Below are 22,906 nucleotides of genomic sequence, written 5' to 3' on the forward strand. Positions count from 1 at the left end.
ACCGATCCTGCCGGATCATTCCTTGGAGATGTTGTAGACATAGTTGGTGTCGAAGCTCGGACCGAGCTTTAGACCCTTGAGCTTCGTCGTGTAACCGGCCACTTCGGTCTGCTGGAAGATGATGACGAAGGGTCCGGTTTCGAGAACCTTTTTCTGTAGATCCTCATAGATCTTCGCACGCTTGGCGCTGTCTCTTTCCAGAAGTGCGGACTGCGTTTCCTTTGTCAGCTCCGGAACGTCCCAGGCATTGCGCCAGGCGAGCGTCTTATTCTTCGCGTCGTCGGCATTGTCGTAATTAATGGTGAAGGTTTCAGCATTCGAGTTCGGGTCGAAATAGTCCGATCCCCATTGGCCGATATATATTTCATGCGTACGGGCACGGTATTTGGTAAGCGTCTGCTTGCCATCGCCCGGAATGATTTCAAGCTTGATACCGGCCTGCGCCATGGTCTGCTGAACGCTTTCGGCAATGCCCGTCACGGGCTGGGTGTTACGCACATCCATGGTGACGGTGAAGCCATCCTTCAGGCCGGCCTTGGCAAGCAGTTCCTTCGCCTTTGCAACGTCGAGCTTGTAGGGGTTTTCATCAAGCGCACCCAACTGGCCCTTCGGCAGGAAGGTCTGGTGGATTTCGCCGATGCCCTTGATCAAGGTCGCGCCGATCGCGTCGTAATCGACGAGATACTTTATCGCCTCGACGACTTCCGGCTTCTTCAGATACTCGTTCTTCTGGTTAAGGCTGAAATAGTAGACGGTGCCCTTTGGCGCGGAAGTGACAGCAAGTCCCTGCTTCTTGGCAACGGCCTCCATATCTCCAGGCTCAAGATTGCGGGCCACATCGATATCGCCGTTTTCAAGTGCCAGACGCTGACCGGAGCTTTCCTTCATGTGGCGATAGACGACGCGCTTCAGCTTCGGCTTTTCGCCATAATAATTGGGATTGGCTTCAAGGATGACGGCCTCATTGGCCTTCCAGCCAAGAATTTTGTAGGGACCGGAACCGGCATAGCCGGTCTTCAGGAATTCATTGCCGAAGTCGGTCTCGTATTTGTAGTCGGCTGTCGGCGTGACGGCTTTTGCCTTTTCCATGACGAGCTTCTTATCGACGACCGAGGCGACGGTCGCGGTCAGAACGTTCAGGACAAAGCTCGGCGCATAGGGCTTGTCCACCGTCAGCGTGAAGGTATCGGGCGCAGTCGCCTTGGCCTTTTCGTTGACATTGTCGCCCTTCAGGCCGAACTGCGTGAGAAGGAAGGCGGGCGACTTGTCGAGCTTGACGGCGCGCTCGAAGGAAAACGCCACGTCTTCAGCCGTTACCGGATTACCGGACGCGAATTTGAGGCCGGGCTTCAGCTTGAAGGTGTAGGTCAGACCGTCTTCCGATGTCGTCCAGCTTTCGGCCAGATCGCCGACAACCTTGGACGTGTCATTGAGGTCGATCGAGACCAGCTTGGAGTAGGTGTTGCCGGTGACTTCCGCGGTCGACAGTTCGAATGCCTCACCCGGATCGAGCGTGATGATGTCATCGATGGCGAAACCTTCCACCAGCGTATCGGCGGGCGTGGCGGCGAAAGCCTGCGGCGCGGACAGCGCAATCAGCGACAGCGCGGCGCTGGTTGCCAGAATGCGGGCCATTTTGTTGAGCGACTTCGTCATTGTTCTCCCCTTTATAGGTTGGTATTACTCTTGATCAGGTCGGCTCATGCCAGGCTTGAGCCAGAACACGCAGCCAGTTTTCCCGGCAAATTTTAGCAAGCTCTACTTCAGAGTAGCCAGCAGCCTTGAGAGCGGCAACCAGATTCTGATTGCCTGCAGCATCGGCGATTTCCGCCGGTACGGTGGCACCGTCGAAATCGGAACCGAGTGCCACGCAATCGATGCCCATGCGCTCGACCATATAATCGATGTGACGAACCATGTCGGAGAGTGATGTGTTCGCATCGTCGCGTGCATCTGGGCGCAGCATGGTCACGGCGTAATTCAGACCGACCAGCCCGTTTCTTTCCTTGATCGCATCCATCTGGGCATCGGTGAGATTGCGGGCGACACCGGTCAGAGCATGCGCGTTGGAATGGCTGGCGATCAGCGGCTGATCGCTTGTCTTCGCCACGTCCCAGAAACCTTTTTCGGTGATGTGAGCCAAATCGATCAGAATGCCGAGTTGGTTGCAGCGCTTGACGAGTTCGAAACCAGCATCGGTCAGGCCGGGCGCGGTATCCGGAGACATGGGAAAGGCGAAGGGCACACCATGGCCGAAGGCGTTATGACGGCTCCACACAGGTCCAAGCGAACGAAGACCGGCGGCATAGAACACTTCCAGAGCATCCAGATCTTCATCGATCGCCTCGCACCCTTCCATATGAAGGACTGCTGCGAAAATATTCTCGTGCATTGCCCTGCGGATATCTGCTGTCGAACGGCAAATCTTCCAGCCGCCTGCGCGCTCCACGCGATAGGCGATCGCCATCTTTTCCATGGCGATATCGAGAGAGGGCTGCCGCTGAAGAGGCGCGGCGAGCGGCGTGACGTAGTGACCGTTTTCGTCCGGCTCCTGCAAGATCAGATCGCCAGAAGGAATGTAAACGGCGCATAGGCCGCCAGCCAGCCCGCCCGCCTTGGCACGCGGCGCATCGATATGGCCTTGCGACGTCCCGTCGACGAATTCTGCGACTGGATCCCCGCCTTTTTTGCCGTTGTGCCACAGACGCAGCAACACATCGTTATGACCGTCGAAAACCAATTGCATTTGAAGTTATTCCAGGATTGACGCAAAACTTTATCGTTTTAAACCAGAGGCTTATCGACGGATGGGATGGAGCGAGAAAAGGATGTCGGGCGTCGTGCCGCAATTCAACCATTCCTCGTCGCACGCGATCTAGGACCATATTCCAGGTCTTCGCAAGCTTAAAATTGATGCAGGATGAAATTCTCGCCACACGCATCGGCTTCACGGGGAAACTCTACAAACAGAGCGAGAATTAGCCAGAGGTCTGCGCGCGAAACGTTTCACTTTCGCTGAGCAGCCAACGCCTGAAGAGAACGACGGGGACATGGTTGATGCGCGACAACGGTGCGACGGCATAGTAGGAGCTGGGGCTCTTGACCGGATGATCGAACGCCTGGACGAGTTGCCCCGACTTCAGCTCGCTTTCGATCAAAAACAGCGGCATCAGGGCGACACCGAGACCTGCGATGCAGGCTTGGGCGACACTGGAAAACTGCTCGAAGCGCATGGCCGGCGCCTGATGCGCAACGATGCCGACGCTTTTGAACCAGTGATCCCACGCGCCTGGCCTGGAGGCCATGTGCAGCAACGGAAGACCGGCGATGTCCTCAGCTGTGGCGATCGGATGGCTGAGAAGAAAAGCCGGGCTGCAGACAGGCGCGACCATCTCGTCCATCAGAAAGACGCTTTCTGCCGCGGGCCAATCCTGCTGACCGATATGAATTGCCATATCGAGCCCTTCCTTTTCGAAATCGAACTGACCGATCCGCGTGGCGAAGTTGAGCGTGATTTCCGGATGGGCCGCAACGAATTTGGGAATGCGCGGTAGAAGCCACCGCGTGCCAAAGGTGGGCAGCATGGCAAGATTGAGCGTATTGGCATGCGTTTTCGTCATGACCTGAAGCGATGCGGACCGGATATCGCCAAGCGCTATACCGATCGCTTTCGCATAGGTTTCGCCCTCTCGCGTCAGCGAGACGCCGCGCGCCCCGCGTTCGAAAAGCCTGACCCCAAGTTGCTCTTCCAGCGACATGACCTGCCGGCTGATCGCCCCTTGCGTCAGCGAAAGCTCGTCGGCTGCCAGCGAAAAACTGCCGAGCCGCGCCACGGAATCGAAGGCAGCGAGCGCGCTGGTGGAGGGTAGGAGTTTGCGGCTGAGTGAAGTCATGGCGCATTCCTATCGGTAATAGCTGGATGAGTAAACATGGCTTGCCCGGCGATGGCCGATTGCCAATAATCGCGGCAACAAGAGTGGAGACTTCATCGTGAGCGAACGTGCATCATTCAACTGGCAGGACCCGTTTCTGCTTGAGGATCAACTGAACGACGACGAGCGGATGATCCGCGACTCCGCCGCCGCTTTCGCCAAGGCCGAACTTCTCCCGCGCGTTCAGGAAGCCTATCTGTCCGAAACGTCTGAACCGGACCTCTTCCGCCTGATGGGCCAGGCCGGTCTGCTCGGCGTGACGCTGCCAGAGAAATACGGCGCGGCCGATGCCAGCTACGTCTCCTACGGTCTGGTAGCGCGGGAAGTGGAGCGCATCGATAGCGGCTACCGTTCTATGATGAGCGTCCAATCATCGCTCGTCATCTACCCGATCTTTGCCTATGGCTCGGAAGAGCAGAAGGACAAGTATCTCCCGGGTCTGGTGTCGGGCGAACTCATCGGCTGCTTCGGCCTGACCGAGCCAGATGCTGGTTCCGATCCGGGCGGCATGAAGACGCGCGCCGAGAAGATTGAGGGCGGGTACCGCCTGCGCGGTTCGAAGATGTGGATTTCCAACGCGCCGATCGCCGATGTCTTTGTCGTTTGGGCGAAGTCCGAAGCGCATAACAACGAGATCCGCGGCTTCGTGCTGGAGAAGGGCATGAAGGGTCTCTCCGCGCCGAAGATCGGCGGTAAGCTGTCGTTGCGCGCCTCCATAACCGGCGAAATCGTCATGGATGGCGTGGAAGTGGGCGAAGACGCGCTGCTGCCAAACGTCTCCGGGCTCAAGGGTCCGTTCGGCTGCCTCAACCGCGCCCGCTACGGTATTTCTTGGGGCGTGATGGGTGCCGCGGAAGATTGCTGGTTCCGCGCGCTGCAATACGGGCTGGATCGCAAGCAGTTCGGCAAGCCGCTGGCCGGCATGCAGCTCTACCAAAAGAAGCTCGCCGACATGCAGACGGAAATCGCGCTTGGCCTTCAAGCGTCGCTTCGCGTCGGCCGCGTGTTCGACGAACATCGCATGGCGCCGGAAATGATCTCGATCATCAAGCGCAACAATTGCGGCAAGGCTCTCGATATCGCGCGGCAGGCCCGCGACATGCATGGCGGCAATGGCATCCAGATCGAGTATCACGTCATGCGCCACGCGCAGAATCTGGAGACCGTCAACACCTATGAGGGGACGCATGACGTTCACGCGCTGATCCTCGGGCGAGCCCAGACGGGTCTTCAGGCATTCTTTTAAGCGACAAGACTATCGTAAGGACCCGGCTTTCAAACCGGGTCTTTCGCACTGCGAAATAAATCATACTTTTAAAAGTTACCGGTTGAAACTGGGAGCATGCGAAATAATATAAGAAGCGCACCGCCGTCTTCGGTTTTGCCGAGGACATCCCATTCCGCCCCACGCGGCAATCGATTTGCTGATTGAACAAAATGCACCGGCGCCCTGCCGGTCGGTAAAATCGCGAAGGTCTTTACATGCACAGCTATCCCGACGTTAAACTCTTCATCAATGGCGAGTGGCGCGACGCGCTCTCGGGCAAAACAATCGCCGTTTCCGACCCCGCGACCGATGAGATCATTGGCTCCATCGCCCATGCGGAAAAGGAAGATCTGGATCTCGCACTTTCCGCCGCCGACAAGGGCTTCAAGGTCTGGCGCGACACATCCGCCTTCGAGCGCTCCAAAATCATGCGCAAGGCTGCCGATCTTCTGCGTGAGCGTATCGATTACATCGCCTGGCTGATGACCCGCGAACAGGGCAAGCCGATCGCGCAGTCCAAGGCTGAGATCAACAACGGCGCCGACACAATCGACTGGTTTGCCGAAGAAGCTCGCCGCACCTACGGCCAAGTCATCCCGGCTCGCTTTGGCGGTGTCTCCAACCTGGCCATCAAGTTCCCCGTCGGCCCCGTCGCGGCCTTCACACCCTGGAACTTCCCGATCAACCAAGTGGTGCGCAAGCTTTCGGCTGCAGTCGCAACCGGCTGTTCGATCATCGTAAAGGCACCGGAAGAAACACCGGCCTCGCCCGCAGAGCTTATTCGTGCCTTCGCCGATGCAGGTGTGCCGGCTGGCGTCGTCAATCTCGTCTATGGCGTTCCCGCCGAGATTTCGGAATATCTCATTCCGCATCCGGTCATCCGCAAGATCTCCTTCACTGGCTCTACCCCTGTCGGCAAGCATCTTGCAGCGCTCGCGGGTAAGCACATGAAGCGCGCCACGATGGAACTCGGCGGCCACGCGCCTGTGCTGGTGTTCGAGGATGCCGATCTCGCCAAGGCGATCGAAGTCTCGGCTGCGGCAAAATTCCGCAACGCCGGGCAGGTCTGTGTCGCACCGACACGCTTCCTCATTCAGGACAGCGTCGCCGACAGATTCGTCGATGGTATCGTGAAATATGCCGAAGGTCTGAAGATCGGCAACGGTCTGGATGCCGACACCGGCATGGGACCTCTGGCCAACGAACGCCGCATTCCGGCGATGGAAGCCCTGATCCAGGACGCGGTGTCTCACGGTGCAACGCTGAAAACCGGCGGCAAGCGTATTGGCAACAAGGGCAACTTCTTCGAGCCGACGGTTCTGACAGACGTGCCGACGAGCGCCAAGATCATGAACGAAGAGCCCTTCGGACCGGTGGCGATCGTCAATCGCTTCTCCACCATGGAAGATGCCATCGAAGAGGCAAACCGTCTGCCGTTTGGTCTCGCATCCTATGCCTTTACCGGCTCGGTGAAGACAGCCCATGCGCTCGGCCAGCGGGTCGAAGCCGGCATGCTGACGATCAACCACAATGGCCTTGCCATTCCGGAAGTACCTTTCGGCGGCGTCAAGGATTCCGGTTACGGCACGGAAGGCGGTTCGGAAGCAGTCGAAGCGTATCTCGAAACCCGCTTCGTCAGCCAGATGAACTGATCTTATCGCTTAACGACCAGCAGGCCCGGATCAAACCGGGCCTGTTTCATTTTCCGCCCTGCCACTCAGCCAACTCGCGTTCGGCTCTCTCCAACGCGCTGTAATTCAGAAGCTTACGCAGATAGGCGATGGTGATGGCGCGGGTGCGCAGATTATATCGCCCTTCCGCATCGTCCTCGCCCGTAGACTGATGCACGTTCAGCTTCTCATAAAGGCTCTGCAAGCGGTTCTGCACACTGCGCAGCGAGAGGTTCCGGCGCCGCGCAATGGCCTTGTCCGTCAACCCCAGCGCCATATCGATCAGAATTTCATATTCCGTGTCGGAGAACCCATGCGCCTTTCCGAGGCTCTTTTCCTGCAGGCCGCGGACTTCTCGGTCGATCACGCATTGCGCCTCGATAAATGATGCTGCGCAAGGCCAGCCTCAGGCGGTCGTCTGAAGCGGATTTCAGCACGTAACCATAAGCGGCGCCTTCTGGCACGATGCGGGAGACGCCACGCACATAGGCCTCATCCGAATAATTGGACCAGAAGAGAATGCGGGTATCAGGCCTTTCCTTCCAGATGGTGCGGGCCGCTTCGATGCCGTTTCGCTCATTCATCTGCAGGTCCATGACGATGTGAGCGGTGCGATTTTCCCGTGCCAGCTTTTCACCCGCACGACCATTCTCCGCCTCCAGCACCGTGCCGCATTCCGGCAGAGCCGCTCTCACCGCTTCGTTGAGATAGGCGCGATGTAGAACGTCGTCTTCGATGATCAAAACATCCATGTCATGCCTCCTCCGGCTTGTCGCTGAGCCCGGTCGGTAGGGTCAGCGTGACGCAGGTGCCAGCACCTTGCGGATTGGGACCGAGATGAAATCGGGCGGAGATCAGCCTTGCGCGCGTCTTCATATTGCCGATGCCGAGGCCCCCGCCGGATGTCTCCTCGCCGCAACCGCAACCATCATCAGACACCATGACCAGAAGTTCGCCGTGAGCCTCCGATAGCACGACCTCGATCATCGTTGGCTGCGCGTGGCGGATGGCATTGTTGACGGCTTCCTGCACGATACGAAGCAGCGAGACCGCCACCGACTTATCAAGCGCATCGACAAGGCCGGTCGTCATATCGGAGACGGACCAGTCGATGGCGAGTCCACTGTCGCGGACCGAGCGGTCGAGATAGGTTTCGATGGCCTGCACCAGACCGAAAAGCTGAAGGATGGAGGGCTTTGCCTCTTCGATGATGCCGCGGAGGTCCTGCATGCATTGCTGGAGGCTGCGCATGACCGGCTCGAGCATTTCTCCGGACACTTCCGTTGAACGGCTCATGCGCTCGATGCGACGAACAAGCCGCGTCAAATCCGCCAACGTCTGATCGTGCAAATCCATGCCGATCCGCTGACGCTCGGCCTCCAGCGCTTCGGTCAATTGCAGCGCCCCCAAGCGCAAACCCTCTTCACGGGCGTTGGCCTGGGCTTCCTCGATGGCCGAGCGCTTGGCTTGTTCCGCCGCGCGGATCGCATAGAAATAGGGTGCCAGAAGGTCGGCAACGGCGCGCGCATTGGCGACATCCTCCGTCGTATAGGCATTGGACTGGTGGCACGAGCAGCTGAGTGCCCCGATGATATCGCCATGCACCTTCATCGGCACGTGCAGACGGCTGTGCAAATCGAGCTCATGGATCGGGCTGGAGAACGCACCATCGAAATGAAAGCGCGGATCGGCGCAGGCGTCTCCGCTCAAGAGATAATCGACCTCTCCGGACAGGACCGAGCGGATGGGGCTGCCTGTCAAAAGCGCGGGCGGCTGGCGGCTCCAGGCGCTGGCTAGACCGCTTTCGTAAGCAATGTGATATTTATCATCGAGTTGCTTGATGCAGACATCCATATGGTCATGCGGAATGATATGGCTGATTTCGGTTGCCACCGCCTGAATGATGGCGTTGAACTCGAGCTGCCCGGCAAGCAGACGCGAGATGCCCATATAGTGATGAAACAGCGTGCTACTTGGTTTATCCAGCATGTGCCGATGCCCTCCCAAGCATCTTCCCTGACGGGCGGCGACCTGTCGAAAGCGCCTACCCAGTATTCTGCGCCCGGCAACGCTCTTCGTCTTGCGGGAACCCGCAAGCTTTATGCGTAAATCCGCACGAAGATTGCCGTGATGCGCCTATACAAGCCAGCCCTTCTTGTTCATTTTGGTTCTTACTGGGGAAAGGAGCTCCAGTGCAACGGAATTGCGTTTCCGCCGTGGGGAAGGTTTGCGGCGAAACATTTTCCATGCTCCGAAAGAGCAAGCCACAGGGAGGAAAATCAATGGCTTTTAGAAAGATGCTTCTCGCATCGGCAGCGGTGCTATGCGCCGCGATGCCGATCACCGCGCACGCCGATACATCTGCGAAGAAAATCGCGCTCTCCAACAATTATGCCGGTAACTCCTGGCGTCAGGCGATGCTGACAAGCTGGGACAAGATCACAAAGCAGGCGGTTGCCGACAAGCAAGTCGCAGCTGCTGACGCCTTTACCACTGCAGAAAACCAGGCGACGGAACAGGCCGCGCAGATTCAGAACCTCATTCTTCAAGGCTACGATGCGATCGTCATCAACGCCGCCTCTCCGACTGCACTGAACGGTGCGGTGAAGGAAGCCTGTGATGCTGGCATCATCGTCGTGTCTTTCGATGGTATCGTCACGGAACCGTGTGCGTGGCGCATCGCCGTCGACTTCAAGGCAATGGGCGAAAGCCAGATAGACTACCTCGCAAAGGCCATGCCGAAGGGCGGAAACCTGCTTGAAATCCGTGGTCTCGCGGGCGTCTCCGTCGATGACGAAATCCATGCGGGTATTGCCGCGGGCGTTGCCAAGAACCCGCAGTTCAAGATCGTCGGTTCCGTCAATGGCGACTGGGCGCAGGACGTTGCGCAGCGCGCCGTCGCCGGCATTCTGCCGAGCCTGCCGGAAGTTGCGGCTGTGGTAACCCAGGGCGGTGATGGTTACGGTGCTGCCCAGGCTTTTGCAGCTGCCAAGCGCCCGACACCCACCATCATCATGGGCAACCGTGAAGATGAGCTGCAATGGTGGAAGCAGCAGAAGGATGCCAGCGGCTACAAGACCATGTCGGTCTCGATCGCGCCCGGCGTCTCGACGCTCGCCTTCTGGGTTGCCCAGCAGATTCTCGACGGCAAGGACGTGAAGAAGGACCTCACCGTTCCCTTCCTCCGCATCGATCAGGACGATCTCGAGGAGAACCTGAAGAACACCCAGAAGGGTGGCGTTGCCAATGTGGATTACTCCCAGGCTGATGCGCAGAAGGTGATCGCGGCCAAGTAAGGCCAAGTAAGGCCAAGCATTGCCTCCTATCCGCTGCGGCCCAATCGTCGCCGCAGCGGCCATCCCCTTCATTCACCATTTCAGATCATTGGCGTTTTGCTCATGAATACCATCATCGAGACGCAAGAAGTCGTCGCCGCCCGCGGCGTCAAGGTGGTCTTCGGCGCCGTCAAGGCGCTGGATGGCGCCGATCTCATCATCCGCGCAGGCGAATGCCTTGGCCTTGTCGGCCATAATGGCGCCGGCAAATCCACCATCGTCAATGTCATCAACGGCGGACTGACGCCGCATGAGGGCACGATTTCTTACGGCGGAGCACCTGGGAGACAGGGCATTTCGGCAGCACGCACTGGCGGTGTGCGCTGCGTGTTCCAGGAATTGTCTCTCTGCCCGAACCTGACGATCAGCGAGAATGTCCGGATCATGCATCCCGGCATGAGCGGTCGGAACTGGCGCGGCCGCGCACTTTCCGCGATACGCCGCACCATCGACGAGATTTTTCCCGGCCACGGCATCGATTGCGAAGCGACGATTTCCGATCTATCGATCGCCGAACGCCAGATGGTGGAAATCGCGATCAACTTTTGCCGCACGCCGGACGCACCAAGGCTCGTTATCCTCGACGAACCGACCTCTTCGCTCGATGCAGGTCTTGCAGAGCAACTCATGGCCTATGTGCGCCGTTTCGTGCGCGAAGGCGGCTCGGTCCTGTTAATCTCGCATATTCTCGGGGAAATCCTGTCGACCGCAACCCGCATTGTCGTGATGAAGGACGGCCGCGTCGTGGCCAACCGGGTCGCCAGCGAATTCACGACACGCACGCTGGTCGAAGCCATGGGCAGCGTGGTTAAGGATCAGGACAGGCAGAAGATCGCCCGTCTTCGCTCCAGCGAGAAAGTTCTTTCCATGGCGCCGCGTCACGGCTCCGAGATTGCCTTTGAAGCCTATCGTGGCGAAATCATTGGCCTTGCCGGACTCGGTGGCCACGGCCAGACGGAAGCGTTGCTCGATCTTTATCTCGCGAAGAACAGCAGTTGGCTACCAAGCCGCAAGGCAGACCTGGCCTTCGTCGCCGGAGACAGAAGCCTGAATGGCACCTTCTCGCTCTGGAGTATTCTCAAAAATCTGTCGATCGCATCGCTTCGAGATATCTCGTCCGGTGGGCTTGTGAACAAATCGCGCGAGGGCGACCTTGGCGCGGAGTGGAAGAAACGGATCGAGATTCGCACACCCGATATGGGCAACAAGATTCTCTCGCTGTCTGGCGGCAACCAGCAGAAGGTACTCTTTGCCCGCGCGCTGGCGACAACCGCCAGCACCGTGCTGATGGACGACCCGATGCGCGGCGTCGATATCGGCACGAAACAGGAGGTCTACGACATCTTGAGAACGGAAGCCGCGCACGGCCGGACCTTCATCTGGTACTCGACGGAAATGGACGAAATTCGCTTGTGTGACCGCGTCTATGTTTTCCGCGACGGCACCATCCAGGCAGAACTCATCGGCGAAAACATCACCGAGCAGAATGTGCTGGCTGCATCCTTCTCTGGGGAGGCCCACGCGTGAAGATCTCTGCCAACACACTTCGCCTTGTCATTCCCGCCGCCTCGCTCGCCTTCCTGCTGATTGCGGTGTTCTACATGCAGCCGAGAGCCATGAGCTACACGGGCATGAACCTGCTGTTCAATCTGGCAGTGCCGATCGCGCTTGCGACCATCGCCCAGATGCTGATCATGTCCGTCAACGACCTTGACCTGTCGATGGGCACCTTCGTCAGTTTCTGCGCCTGCGTGACCGCAACGTTTCTGCAGAATTCCCCAGTTCTCGGCATCGGTATTTTTGCCGCCGCCATCGCCGTCTATGCGGTACTCGGCGCCGTCATTCACCTGCGTGCCCTGCCCTCCATCGTCGTGACGCTCGGCATGAGCTTCGTCTGGGGTGGTCTCGCCGTGCTGATCCTGCCCTCACCGGGCGGACAGGCGCCTGCCTTCGTGCGTGCCTTGATGACGGCAAAGCCGCCATTCGTCCCGATTGCCATCATCGCCAGTGTCGTGATTGCGGTTGTCGCTCACTACATCGTCATGCGCTCTTCTTTCGGCGTTCTGATGCGCGGCGTCGGCGGCAATCTGCGCTCGGTCGAGCGGTCCGGCTGGTCGGTGGTCGGCATTCGCGCCGCAACCTTTGCACTGGCAGGTTTCTTCGCCGTGCTCTCCGGGATCGCACTCGTGGGACTGACAACGTCAGCCGATGCCAATATCGCCTTGCGCTACACGCTTCTATCGATAGCCGGCGTCATCCTTGGCGGCGGTGAATTCGTCGGCGGGCGTGTTTCCCCGATCGGCGCGGTGATCGGCGCTTTAACGCTGACGCTCGCGGGCTCTTTCCTGTCCTTCATGCGCATTTCGCCGGACTGGCAAATCGGCGCGCAGGGCGCGATCCTCATCATCGTGCTTGCCTTGCGCATTCTGCTCAACCGTCTTGAAAAGCGGGAGAAAAACCAATGAGCCGCATCGCTGCTTTCACTAGAAAACCGTGGATCTGGTCCTTTGCCGCGACGGTTGCGGTCTGGGTCATCACCGTGATGTTCACCGGAGGCGCAAGCTCGTTCGGGCTTTCCCACGCGGCGCTGACATTCGCGGCCTTCTCGGTCATCGTCGGCATCGGCCAGATGTTCGTTATCACGCTTGGGCCAGGCAATATCGATCTCTGCGTCCCTGCCACCATGACGCTGTCCGGCACGCTGGCGCTGAAGTTCATGGACGTCTCGGACCATCTCATCCTGCCGGGCCTTCTCGTCGCCATCCTGATCGGAATTGCGATCGGCATCGGCAATTACACGCTGATCAAGCTGCTGCGCATCCCGCCAATCATCGCGACACTGTCGATGAGCTTCATCGTCCAGTCGATTGCGATCTGGTCCAATCGCGGGCTGCGTATCAGGCCACCTGAAACACTGGCCAACTTCGCCATCTCCAGCACGTTCAACATACCGAATGTCGCGCTCGTTGCACTTTTTCTCTCCGTCATCGCCTGGGTGCTGCTTGACCGGTCCTTCTACGGGCGCTGGATTTCGGCCATAGGCCAGAGCACCTTTGCGGCCCGCATGACCGGCATTCCCGTCGATGGTGCGCGCTTCATAACCTACGTTGTCTGCTCCGTTCTGGCAGCCATCGCCGGATATCTTCTGGCAAGCTTTTCAGGTGGTGCAGCGCTCAACATGGGGTCGGAATATCTCCTGATGTCGATTGCCGTCGTGGTGATCGGCGGCACAGCGGTCGCTGGTGGCGATTCCAACGTGCCTGGCATCTGGGGCGCATCGCTCTTCATGTTCCTTGTGGTTTCGATGCTGAACACCTACGGCTTCGGCGCCGGTGCGCGCCTTATCCTCACTGGTCTCATTATCATTTCCGTGATTTTTCTGGCGAGCGGCCCCAAGGCCACCCGCTGAACCAACGCAACACTTTCAAGCCGATTGATGCTCATGACCAAAGATCAAAGCTCCGTTTATGATATTCGCGACGACCGCTTCCGTCACCTGATCGTCGGCAATGCCGAACTGGAAGAACTCTATTCCGGCTGCCGGTGGAGTGAAGGCCCTGTCTGGTTTGCGGATCTCAACTGCCTGCTTTTCAGCGACATTCCCAACCAGCGCATTCTTCGCTGGGTGCCGGATGGCGGCGTTTCCGTTTTCCGCCAGCCGTCCAACTTCGCCAATGGCAACACGCGCGACCGTCAGGGCCGCTTGATCTCTTGCGAGCATGGCGGTCGTCGCGTGACGCGAACCGAAATCGACGGCTCGATCACGGTGCTGGCGGACAGCTATAATGGCAAGCGGTTGAACTCGCCCAACGATGTCGTCGTCAAATCCGATGGCAGTATCTGGTTCACCGACCCGACCTACGGCATTCTCTCCGACTATGAAGGCTATAAATCCGAGCCGGAACAGAAGACCCGCAACGTCTATAGGATCGATCCTGTCTCAGGCCAGGTCGAGATCGCCGTCGACGACTTTGTTCAGCCAAACGGGCTGGCGTTTTCCCCCGACGAAACGAACCTCTATGTTGCCGACAGCTCCTACAGCCACGATGTCTCACGCCCGCGCCACATCAGGGTCTTTGACGTGGTGGATGGAAAGACGCTGACGAATGGCCGAGAGTTCTGCAACCTGGATAGTGGCCTGCCCGACGGCTTCCGCCTTGACACGGCAGGAAACCTTTGGACCAGCGCGGGCGATGGCGTTCATTGCTTTTCACCGGAAGGCACGCTTCTCGGGAAGATCAAGGTGCCGCAGACGGTGGCCAACCTCACCTTTGGCGGCCCGAAGAAAAACCGCCTGTTCATCACCGCGACCAAATCGCTCTACTCGGTCTATCTTGCTACCACCGGCGCGCAGACGCCGTGACGATGACTGCGAGGCGATCATGCACATGATCGCTCCATAATCGGTGCTAACTTACCAGGGCGGTAAGCGCGAGAGTGTTGAATGTCGTCCACGCGTGAGGTCCTCATCACGAGACTAACATAGATTGCTGGGGCTGGCTGTAATCTGCAGCAAGGTTTCGTTGAAGCTAGGGGAATGTTGCGCAGATGCACTCTCTGTCTAAACATAACAAATGCCAGCGTTGAGGTCGGGCTTTAGAAATTAGAGCAGTTTTCCAACCGAACTAACGCTACGTTAGTCTTTCAGGATCATACGCGACCGATTCCTTTTTAAAATGATTTACCACAATAACCGTTTCGAATGCTTATTCGTAACGGCTCCTTAACTATATAGAGCTAGTTTTTTTATTATACACGCTGCTGCCGCACAACCCCTTGGCTGTGTCTGCTTATCTCGATCGCATGATGCGCGCGAGTTTCACTAAAAATTTTGTTTGATCCTCAAAGCGTCCTACCTCGGAAATGTTTTGTATTAGCAAGCTCCTGAGCCCTCCTAAAGAGAGTAGTACGTTGTCTATGATGATACAACTCTGTCCGCGGTGGTCTAGAGCCAGTGATACGCTCCGATGCCTGAGGGTTACAAATGCCGCCAATTTCATCAAAAGCATTGCGTTCAAAATTGAAGCTCGTTCGATGATGCCTCGATAGCCATATCATCCAGCAGTACCGCTCCCGGTCCAACGTGGTGACGTCTATCAAAACTATCCCTTTGAAAAACGCCTGCTGGGTGCACCGTCCCCCACGGTGCACATCTGCAACATTTCGTCATAAAGCGCTTAAAGGACATTTGACATGCGGTTTACGATTAAACTGAAACTGATCTTGGCATTCGCCTTTATCCTTGCCGTCTTAGCTGGGATTTCGGCCTACGCCGTCACTAGCCTAGGTACCGTCAATCAGGCGATCGGGGACCTCGCAAACGGTCCTGAGAAGCGCCTCCAATATGCATTACAGATCGACCGCAATCTCTCCGAAGTGATCAGGCAGCAGAAAAACGCGCTGTTGGCGTCAAGTGTCGATGAGGCGACGAGCTACATGAAGACGTCGGACGATCTCGCAGCTGAGACTGCAAAGCTCGTTGAAATGGGTCTCGCACAGGCGTCTCCACAGGGTAAGCCATATTGGGTTGGGGTGTCCGAGACATTCTCAACCTTTAGGACGGAATCGGCCAAGCTCCTAGACATGCTCGCGTCGGGCAACGCAAGGGGTGCTGTGGATTACTCCAACGGACACATGCGCAATCTGTCAAAGACAATCGGAGCCAACACCAAAGAACTGGTCAGGGTCCAGCTTGAGCGTGTCGACACGATGCTAACGGAAAGCCAGGTGATGTACGAACAAGTGCGCTTGATCATGATCATTGCCGTTGGCGTCGCTATCCTGTTCAGCGTGATCGTTGCCACCTGGATTGCGATGGGTATCAATGGCGGACTGCGCAAGGTTATCATCGCGGCTGAAGCAGTCGCGAGAGGCGACCTCAACGCAAACGTCGAGGTCAAGACGAATGACGAGATCAAAGATCTTGTCAATCAGATCAACATCATGACGACTAATCTACGTGCGACGGCGAATGTAGCCAGCACGATTGCAGCTGGTGATCTCTCCAAGGACGTTAAGCCTCTGTCGGACGAGGACACGCTGGGCAACGCCATGATGGACATGGTGACCAATCTGCGCGAAACTGCAAGTGTCGCAGACAAGATTTCAAACGGCGATCTGACCGTCACGCCACAACCTCTGTCGGAGCGCGATACGCTCGGCATTGCGCTTCAATCGATGGTGGAGCGTTTGCGTGGGGTGGTGGCCGACGCATTGGCTGCCGCTGACAACGTCTCCTCCGGCAGCCAGGAGCTATCTTCCTCTTCCGAACAGCTGTCGCAGGGTGCCACAGAACAGGCCTCCTCTGCAGAAGAAACATCCGCTTCCATGGAAGAGATGGCTGCCAACATCAAGCAGAATGCAGACAATGCTGCCCAGACCGAGAAGATCGCTCGCCAGTCGTCCAAGGACGCCGAAGCCAGTGGTGAAGCTGTTGGCCGTGCCGTCGTCGCCATGCGCACCATCGCCCAAAAAATCTCTATCGTTCAGGAGATCGCGCGTCAGACCGACCTTCTCGCACTCAATGCCGCCGTCGAAGCCGCACGTGCCGGTGAGCATGGCAAGGGCTTTGCGGTGGTTGCCTCGGAAGTCCGCAAGCTTGCAGAGCGCAGCCAGGCAGCAGCAGCCGAAATCTCCTCGCTCTCCGGCGAGACGGTTCAGGTCGCGACCGAAGCGGGCGATATGTTGAACCGTCTGGTTCCAGACATCCGCAAGACGGCAGAACTCGTATCGGAAATCTCTGCCGCATGCCGCGAGCAGGATATCGGTGCCAGCCAGATCAACGAAGCGATCCAGCAACTCGACAAGGTGACGCAGCAGAACTCCGGTGCTTCCGAAGAAATGTCTGCGACCTCCGAAGAACTCGCCGCACAGGCCGAAGAGCTTCAGGCCAGCATCGCCTTCTTCAAGGTCGAGCGTGCCACCACGAATGGTCGCACGGCACAGGCTCGCCCCGCAGCTCCGTCGGTCTCCCACCGTCCTGCTGCAAAGCCTGCTGCTCCCGTTCGCCGCGCAGCCCCGACCCACTCCGTCCACGCCCAGCAGGCCCGCGCCAATGGCTTCGCACTCGACATGTCGATGGGTGGACCGGACGGTGCAGACGACGAGTTCCGACAAGTCGTCTGATCGGCAAACACTTGAGCCGTCGTTGACTTTCGAGGGGCACTCCAGCCTCAAAGCCGTCGCCTTAAGAAACACCAATACTTGCGCCTGCATCCGGAAGCTCCGGATGTAGGCGCAACGACGTTTTGAGCAGTGCCTGCATTGGTTGTGCCTGCCGTAACCGGTGCGATCAATCGATGGCAAATTGGTGTGATTGCATGATGCCTATCAAGGCTTTAGCACATCAGGCGTGGGACTTGACAGTGTGCCGGACGAGGCAGGCAGGGAGGAGAGTGAGGTGAAGATAATCTTGCTGATCGCGGGGACGCTGCTCGTCTGCCTGACGTTCGTGTGGTTCTTCTTTTTTGTTCCGCTCGGCTGCGGCATGAACCCGACAGGTTGCAAGGAAGAGTTTCCAGTCTTGAGCACGATCGGCCTCATGCACTTCTGGCTGCCTCTTGCGGCCGCATTTCTGCTGATCTTTCTGGGACTGAAGCGCTAAAACGAAACCAGATCCTCAGACCGAATGAGACGGTCTGAGGGAGAAGGCGTTTACAACTGGAGTGTCAATCCTGAGCGTCACGCTTGCGCTCGATCGCATCCCAAAGAAGGCTGGCGACATCGGCGCCGCCGAATTTCTTGACTTCGCGAATGCCGGTGGGAGAGGTGACGTTGATTTCCGTCATATAGGTGCCGATAACGTCGATGCCGACAAAGAGGAAGCCGCGTTCACGCAAGGCTGGACCGATGCGCTCGCAGATTTCTTTTTCGCGCGCCGTCAATTCAGTCGGCTCGGGACGTCCACCAGCATGCATGTTGGAACGTGCATCGTTCTCAGCCGGCACACGGTTAATCGCGCCAACCGGCTCACCATCCACCAGAAGAATGCGTTTATCGCCTTTTCGCACGTCCGGCAGATATTGCTGGGCGATATAGGGCTCGCGGAACATCTGGCCGAACATTTCCAGGAGCGAGGAGAAATTGCGGTCGTCGCGAGTGGAGTGGAACACCCCTGCCCCACCGTTTCCGTAGAGAGGCTTGAGGATGATATCGCCCATTTCCTGACGGAAGCGGGCAATCTCGGCAACGTCCTTGGTGATCAAAGTCGCGGGCATCAGATCCGCAAACTCGGTGACGAAAATCTTTTCAGGTGAGTTTCTCACCCAGGCGGGGTCGTTGACGACAAGCGTCTTGGGGTGAATGCGCTCCAAAAGGTGCGTCGAGGTGATATACGCCATATCGAAGGGAGGATCCTGGCGCAGATGGATCACATCCATCGTCGATAAATCGACCCGCTCTGGCTCGGACAGCGAGTAATGGTCGCCATTGATGTCACGCAGTTCCATCTGCTCGACGGTGGCATAGATCTTCCCATCCCGCATAGACAGGCGGTCCGGCGTGTAGTGGAAAAGGCGATATCCCCTTGCCTGGGCTTCGAGGCTGATGGCGAATGTTGAATCTCCGGCAATGTTGATGCCCGAGACATGATCCATCTGGATCGCAACGTTCTTGATCTTCGCCATGCGCAATTCCTTTTCAAAAGCCCGTCTGATGTAGGATAGAGCACCTTCAAAGGCAACTAGCGCGGCAAGCCGGATCTGTGAGTTTTATTCACACAGACCTGCTCGCATCTTCAGCAGTGCGGAGATAGTCTTATAGAGATAAAGCCGTTCAAGCCATCATCTGACGAGCGTAATTATGAACTGCGACAAAGGCGTCTTGTGCACCGGAAACGACACGGCGCTCCTCATCGTCAGTCAACTCAATCTCATCGAGAGCTGCGGTGAATGTGCGCCAGTGCAAGCCTCTGCCTTCCGGAGCTCCAGCCAGATGGCGTGCGCCGAACGCTTCTCCCAGTCCGAGCTTGGCAGCGTCCTTCAGCAGGAATGCGGCGCCGAGATTGGACCCTTCCACCACATAGAGCCAACCCATTGCTTCCGGCAGATCGAAATTTTCATCGCCCCGCTGGAAACGATCGCTCTGCTTTTCCGGAACATCGAGAGACAGATCCTGCAGGTCCTGTTCAATGAGTTCAATGCGGCGGCGTCCTTTCAGATCCGGCAGAAGGCCGTCTAGGGTCGCATTGAAGAAAAGCGCATCGAGATCTTTGTGGAACAGGTACTGCGTTTTCACGAATTTGCCGAAGTTTTCCCGATTTTCGAATGGCTTGGCGGCCATGATGAAGCTGTCGAGCGCACTGTGAGCGTCACGTGTCCCCGCTTTCAGGCGCTTCGTGCGGCTGGGCTCGATCTGGGTTTCCTCTACGATGGGGCTCACGCTGTTCATATTCTGTGGTCGTCCTGTTTATCGACTTGCGCTTTGGTCAGCGCATTTGCACATAAAAATCTTTCCTTTTAAAGTCAAATTTAAATGCGCCGTTCATCCAGGCCGTGAAACGGAGAGCCGCCGTATCGAAACTCTGTTGACGATTGGTGGGACTATCTCGCGCAGAGTCAAGCCGTGGCTTCAAGAGCAGCATCGCTCGAGAAGCCACGGCTTGGTTTCCACGATCCGCTGTAAATGCGGGCCGGGCAGCCCTACCAGCGCAAAAGGCAGAGGACGACGATGTTAGAATTCCGTCCATTCAGCCTTGACCGCCGCGCTCCCATGCGAGACGAATTTCGGGCCTGAGCGCTGGACTGGCGGTTTGGCCTGAACGGGTTTGGACGGTGCCGACGTGACCGCCGCACGGTCATCGAAGCGGAACTGCTCCAGCAAGGCAAAGAGCGCCTTTGCTTCTGCTGCAAGGCCATGGCTGGCTGCCGTCTGCTCTTCGACCATGGCCGCATTCTGCTGCGTGCCCTGGTCTACGAGATTGATAGCGCGATTGATATCGTTGAGAGCGGTGGACTGCTCGCGCGCTGACTCGATGATTGCGCCGATATCCTTGTTGATGTCCTGAACATTGCCGGCGATCTCCTGCAGCGCTTCGCCAGCTTTGCCAACCAGCGTGACGCCATTGGCGACCTGAGCGCCGGAAGCAGTGATCAGCGCCTTGATCTCCTTTGCCGCGGAGGCTGACCGTTGCGCCAATTCTCTGACCTCCTGGGCGACGACGGCAAAGCCTTTACCGGCCTCTCCGGCACGCGCGGCTTCCACGCCCGCATTCAATGCAAGCAGATTGGTCTGGAAAGCAATCTGGTCGATCACACCAATGATATTGGAGATCTCGTTCGACGACTGGTTGATCCTGTCCATCGCCAGCATGGCCTCGTTCACGATCGCGCCAGAGCGGTCTGCATGAGCTTTCGCGCGTCCCACCAGTTGGCCGGAGTCTTCCGCCCGTTGGCTTGAATCCTTCACCGTCGTGGTAATCTCCTCAAGCGCTGCTGCAGTCTCTTCCACCGATGCTGCCTGTTGCTCCGTCCGCTTTGCGAGATCGTCAGCGGAGATGCGGACTTGATGCGCACCGGCAGAAATCGTCTCAGCATTGCTGCGCACGGTCGACATAGCATCTCGCAGCTTGGCGGATGCGGCATTGAAGTCACGGCGCAGCCGGTCGAGTGCTGCAATAAACGGTGTATCGATCGTTTGCGACAGGTCGCCATGCGCAAGGCTTGTAAGAGAATTGGCCAGTCTCTCGACGTTTTCGACGCGATCTGTCACGTCCGTCGCGAACTTGACGACCTTGAAGACCCGCCCTTTGAAATCGAAGACCGGGTTGTAGGACGCTTGAATATGGACGGGGCGCCCGCCTTTGCCCACCCGCATGAACTCGCCGGCGACAAACTCTCCAGCGTTGAGTTTCCGCCACATCTCCGCGTAGTCCGGGCTCGCCGCAAAAGCGGGATCAACGAACATTCTATGGTGTTTGCCAACGACTTCAGAAGCCGTGTAGCCAAGCGCCTGTAGGAAGTTCTGATTTGCACAGAGGATTGTGCCATCCGTTTTGAACTCGACCACCGCTTGAGCTCTTGAGATCGCCTCGATCTTTGCGCCCGTATCGATGCCATGCATCTTGGTCTGCGTGATGTCGTTGGCGAATTTGATGATTTTGAGCACTTTGCCAGCGCTGTTCTTGATCGGATTGTAGTTGCCGCGAATGAAGATTTCCGTCCCATCCTTGGCAAGCCGGGTAAACTCGCTGCAGACGAAGTCTCCGCTGCGAAGCTTGTTCCAGAAGGTCTTGTAATCGGCTGACCGCGCATAATCGTCGTCCAGGAAAATACTGTGGTGTTTTCCACGGAGCTCCGATGACGAGTATCCCATCAGGTCACAGAAGTTTTTATTGGCTTTAAGGATGTTGCCATCCACGTCAAACTCGATGACAGCAAAGGACAGATCCAGTGCGTTCAAGATTTTTGCGGCATCGGAATTGTAGAGAAGCGCCATGGGCAATGTTCCTGAAGAGCGGTTTGGGCCATCCTCTCATGTCGAAGTTAATAATTTAGTGAAGAAAAAATTTGGTCTCTCTAATTAAGCTTTACTCTAAAGTCTAATATCCCCGCCTCTAGATAACGTTCCCTCAGCATTCACTTCGACGAAGCGTCATGAGCCCATTGCCGCTCCCTCAGATATCGATCAGCGCAATACCGAGTTCCGGCTTCTTGCGTCGACGCAAAGCAACAGCACTTTCTCGGATTATGATCTCCAATGTGGGGTGTACAATACCGCTGATGAAATGCCCGCCCTTCGTCGAGCCATCGGCAAAACCGAGAACAGCATGCAAATGCAGACTGGCTTTTCCGGCGTCATCGACTGCGACATCGCCAATGGCGCTTAGAACTTCAGACTGGGTATCGACCGGAATGTCGATGTAGCTTTTCTGTGCGAAGTCGAAAAAGCCGAGCTTAGCCTGTTTGAAGGCACCGATTGCGGTCAATGAGGCTCCGGTGATGTTTTGCTCTTCACAAAACTTGGTAATGGCGGCAAAAGCTTCCTCTCCATCGTCCAGGACCAGAATGAAGTTTCGCTCGCTCCAGGGATCGCTTCTACCCAGTTCTTTGCTTTGCATGTGCTGTCTCTTTCTGCCGATTATATCCTGCGGACAAACTGGCCGTACGCTTTGGAAGTTCCCTCAGGAGGAACGATGTCACGGCGAAGGTCGTTCAAGGAGCATCGATTACAGGAGGGCCAGATGGCACATATCGAAGATGACAACGCAAAGGTCTGGGATCTGGCTGAAAAGATCCGCTTTTGCATGCTGACGACGCAAACAGGCTCAGATCTTCGCGCACGGCCAATGGCTGCTCACGCCGAGCAGTTGGAAAATTCCTTCTATTTTCTGACCGATGTCGCAAGTCATAAGGACGAGGAGATCGCACGACATCCAAATGTCTGCCTGGCTTTCGCGGATTCCAAGGGCCAAAAATACGTCTCGATCTCCGGCACCGCGGAGGTTCAGAACGACCGCGAGCGGATCCGCGACCTGTTTTCGACGCCAGCGAAGGCGTGGTGGGACAGTGCGGAAGACCCTTCCATTCGTGTCCTGAAGGTCACCCCATCATCCGCAGAATACTGGGACAGCCCCGGCACCGTCATCAGCTATATCAAGATGGCGGCCGCAGCCGTGAGCAACACTCGCCCCGATATGGGCGAAAACGCCAAGGTCGAGATGTAAAACAACGACGGCCAGCGATGATGCGCTGGCCATTCTTCTCT

The 22,906-nt window shown here is 57.3% G+C and carries 18 protein-coding genes and 1 pseudogene; 10 read left to right on the plus strand and 9 right to left on the minus strand.

Annotated features, from left to right (window positions below; translation table 11 throughout):
* Nucleotides 1–15 precede the first annotated feature (15 nt).
* The 3 genes from QE435_RS04410 to QE435_RS04420 all read right to left on the minus strand — a co-directional run bounded on the left by QE435_RS04410 (nt 16) and on the right by QE435_RS04420 (nt 3,893).
* Nucleotides 16–1,656: an ABC transporter substrate-binding protein gene (locus tag QE435_RS04410; RefSeq protein WP_349040387.1), complete on the minus strand. Its 1,641-nt coding sequence runs from the start codon at nt 1,654–1,656 to the stop codon at nt 16–18.
* 34 nt (nt 1,657–1,690) lie between these two features.
* Complete coding sequence (locus QE435_RS04415; RefSeq protein WP_349040388.1) at nt 1,691–2,746, minus strand: dipeptidase; 1,056 nt, start codon at nt 2,744–2,746, stop codon at nt 1,691–1,693.
* A gap of 232 nt (nt 2,747–2,978) precedes the next feature.
* Entirely contained in the window at nt 2,979–3,893 is a 915-nt protein-coding gene (locus tag QE435_RS04420) for a LysR family transcriptional regulator (protein ID WP_349040389.1), read from the minus strand.
* A 97-nt stretch (nt 3,894–3,990) separates the two neighbouring features.
* Here QE435_RS04420 and QE435_RS04425 point away from each other — a divergent pair, with 97 nt between their 5' ends.
* Both QE435_RS04425 and QE435_RS04430 read left to right on the plus strand, forming a co-directional pair.
* Complete coding sequence (locus QE435_RS04425; RefSeq protein ID WP_349040390.1) at nt 3,991–5,178, plus strand: acyl-CoA dehydrogenase; 1,188 nt, start codon at nt 3,991–3,993, stop codon at nt 5,176–5,178.
* Between the two features lie 236 nt (nt 5,179–5,414).
* Entirely contained in the window at nt 5,415–6,851 is a 1,437-nt protein-coding gene (locus QE435_RS04430) for an NAD-dependent succinate-semialdehyde dehydrogenase (RefSeq protein ID WP_349040391.1), read from the plus strand.
* 46 nt (nt 6,852–6,897) lie between these two features.
* On the opposite strand, the pseudogene QE435_RS04435 reads toward QE435_RS04430, so the two are convergent.
* Together QE435_RS04435 and QE435_RS04440 are read right to left on the minus strand one after the other, a co-directional pair.
* Nucleotides 6,898–7,621 (minus strand): annotated as a pseudogene (locus tag QE435_RS04435) (response regulator transcription factor).
* 1 nt (nt 7,622) lies between these two features.
* The gene (locus tag QE435_RS04440; protein ID WP_349040392.1) at nt 7,623–8,858 is read right to left on the minus strand and encodes a sensor histidine kinase; all 1,236 of its coding nucleotides are present in this window, start codon (nt 8,856–8,858) and stop codon (nt 7,623–7,625) included.
* 293 nt (nt 8,859–9,151) lie between these two features.
* Here QE435_RS04440 and QE435_RS04445 point away from each other — a divergent pair, with 293 nt between their 5' ends.
* The 7 genes from QE435_RS04445 (at nt 9,152) to QE435_RS04475 (ending at nt 17,807) form a co-directional block, all read left to right on the plus strand.
* Nucleotides 9,152–10,165, plus strand: a complete 1,014-nt coding sequence (locus QE435_RS04445; RefSeq protein ID WP_349040393.1) for an ABC transporter substrate-binding protein — start codon at nt 9,152–9,154, stop codon at nt 10,163–10,165.
* A gap of 102 nt (nt 10,166–10,267) precedes the next feature.
* Complete coding sequence (locus tag QE435_RS04450; RefSeq protein ID WP_349040394.1) at nt 10,268–11,731, plus strand: sugar ABC transporter ATP-binding protein; 1,464 nt, start codon at nt 10,268–10,270, stop codon at nt 11,729–11,731.
* Complete coding sequence (locus QE435_RS04455; RefSeq protein WP_349040395.1) at nt 11,728–12,669, plus strand: ABC transporter permease; 942 nt, start codon at nt 11,728–11,730, stop codon at nt 12,667–12,669. Before QE435_RS04450 ends, QE435_RS04455 begins: the two co-directional genes overlap by 4 nt.
* A complete protein-coding gene (locus QE435_RS04460) occupies nt 12,666–13,613 on the plus strand; it encodes an ABC transporter permease (RefSeq protein ID WP_349040396.1) in 948 nt (315 codons plus the stop codon). The genes QE435_RS04455 and QE435_RS04460 overlap by 4 nt, the downstream gene beginning before the upstream one ends.
* A 33-nt stretch (nt 13,614–13,646) precedes the next feature.
* Nucleotides 13,647–14,567 carry an SMP-30/gluconolactonase/LRE family protein gene (locus tag QE435_RS04465; RefSeq protein ID WP_349040397.1) on the plus strand — a complete coding sequence of 307 codons (921 nt, stop codon included), beginning with the start codon at nt 13,647–13,649 and terminating at the stop codon, nt 14,565–14,567.
* Nucleotides 14,568–15,397: 830 nt separating this feature from the next.
* Complete coding sequence (locus QE435_RS04470; RefSeq protein ID WP_349040398.1) at nt 15,398–17,329, plus strand: methyl-accepting chemotaxis protein; 1,932 nt, start codon at nt 15,398–15,400, stop codon at nt 17,327–17,329.
* A 274-nt stretch (nt 17,330–17,603) separates the two neighbouring features.
* Nucleotides 17,604–17,807, plus strand: a complete 204-nt coding sequence (locus tag QE435_RS04475) for a hypothetical protein (RefSeq protein ID WP_306929005.1) — start codon at nt 17,604–17,606, stop codon at nt 17,805–17,807.
* A gap of 64 nt (nt 17,808–17,871) precedes the next feature.
* Here QE435_RS04475 and gshB read toward each other — a convergent pair whose 3' ends face one another.
* From gshB to QE435_RS04495, 4 genes are all read right to left on the minus strand, one after another.
* Complete coding sequence (gene gshB, locus QE435_RS04480) at nt 17,872–18,828, minus strand: glutathione synthase (protein ID WP_309769742.1); 957 nt, start codon at nt 18,826–18,828, stop codon at nt 17,872–17,874.
* A 148-nt stretch (nt 18,829–18,976) separates the two neighbouring features.
* Complete coding sequence (locus QE435_RS04485; protein WP_349040399.1) at nt 18,977–19,591, minus strand: biliverdin-producing heme oxygenase; 615 nt, start codon at nt 19,589–19,591, stop codon at nt 18,977–18,979.
* 282 nt (nt 19,592–19,873) lie between these two features.
* The gene (locus QE435_RS04490; RefSeq protein ID WP_349040400.1) at nt 19,874–21,637 is read right to left on the minus strand and encodes a methyl-accepting chemotaxis protein; all 1,764 of its coding nucleotides are present in this window, start codon (nt 21,635–21,637) and stop codon (nt 19,874–19,876) included.
* 178 nt (nt 21,638–21,815) lie between these two features.
* Nucleotides 21,816–22,259 carry a PPC domain-containing DNA-binding protein gene (locus QE435_RS04495; protein WP_349040401.1) on the minus strand — a complete coding sequence of 148 codons (444 nt, stop codon included), beginning with the start codon at nt 22,257–22,259 and terminating at the stop codon, nt 21,816–21,818.
* A gap of 123 nt (nt 22,260–22,382) precedes the next feature.
* Here QE435_RS04495 and QE435_RS04500 point away from each other — a divergent pair, with 123 nt between their 5' ends.
* Complete coding sequence (locus QE435_RS04500; RefSeq protein ID WP_306929014.1) at nt 22,383–22,865, plus strand: pyridoxamine 5'-phosphate oxidase family protein; 483 nt, start codon at nt 22,383–22,385, stop codon at nt 22,863–22,865.
* The last annotated feature ends 41 nt before the right edge of the window (nt 22,866–22,906 follow it).

The sequence above is a fragment of the Agrobacterium sp. SORGH_AS 787 genome (assembly GCF_030819035.1).
Classification (GTDB): Bacteria; Pseudomonadota; Alphaproteobacteria; order Rhizobiales; family Rhizobiaceae; genus Agrobacterium; species Agrobacterium larrymoorei_B.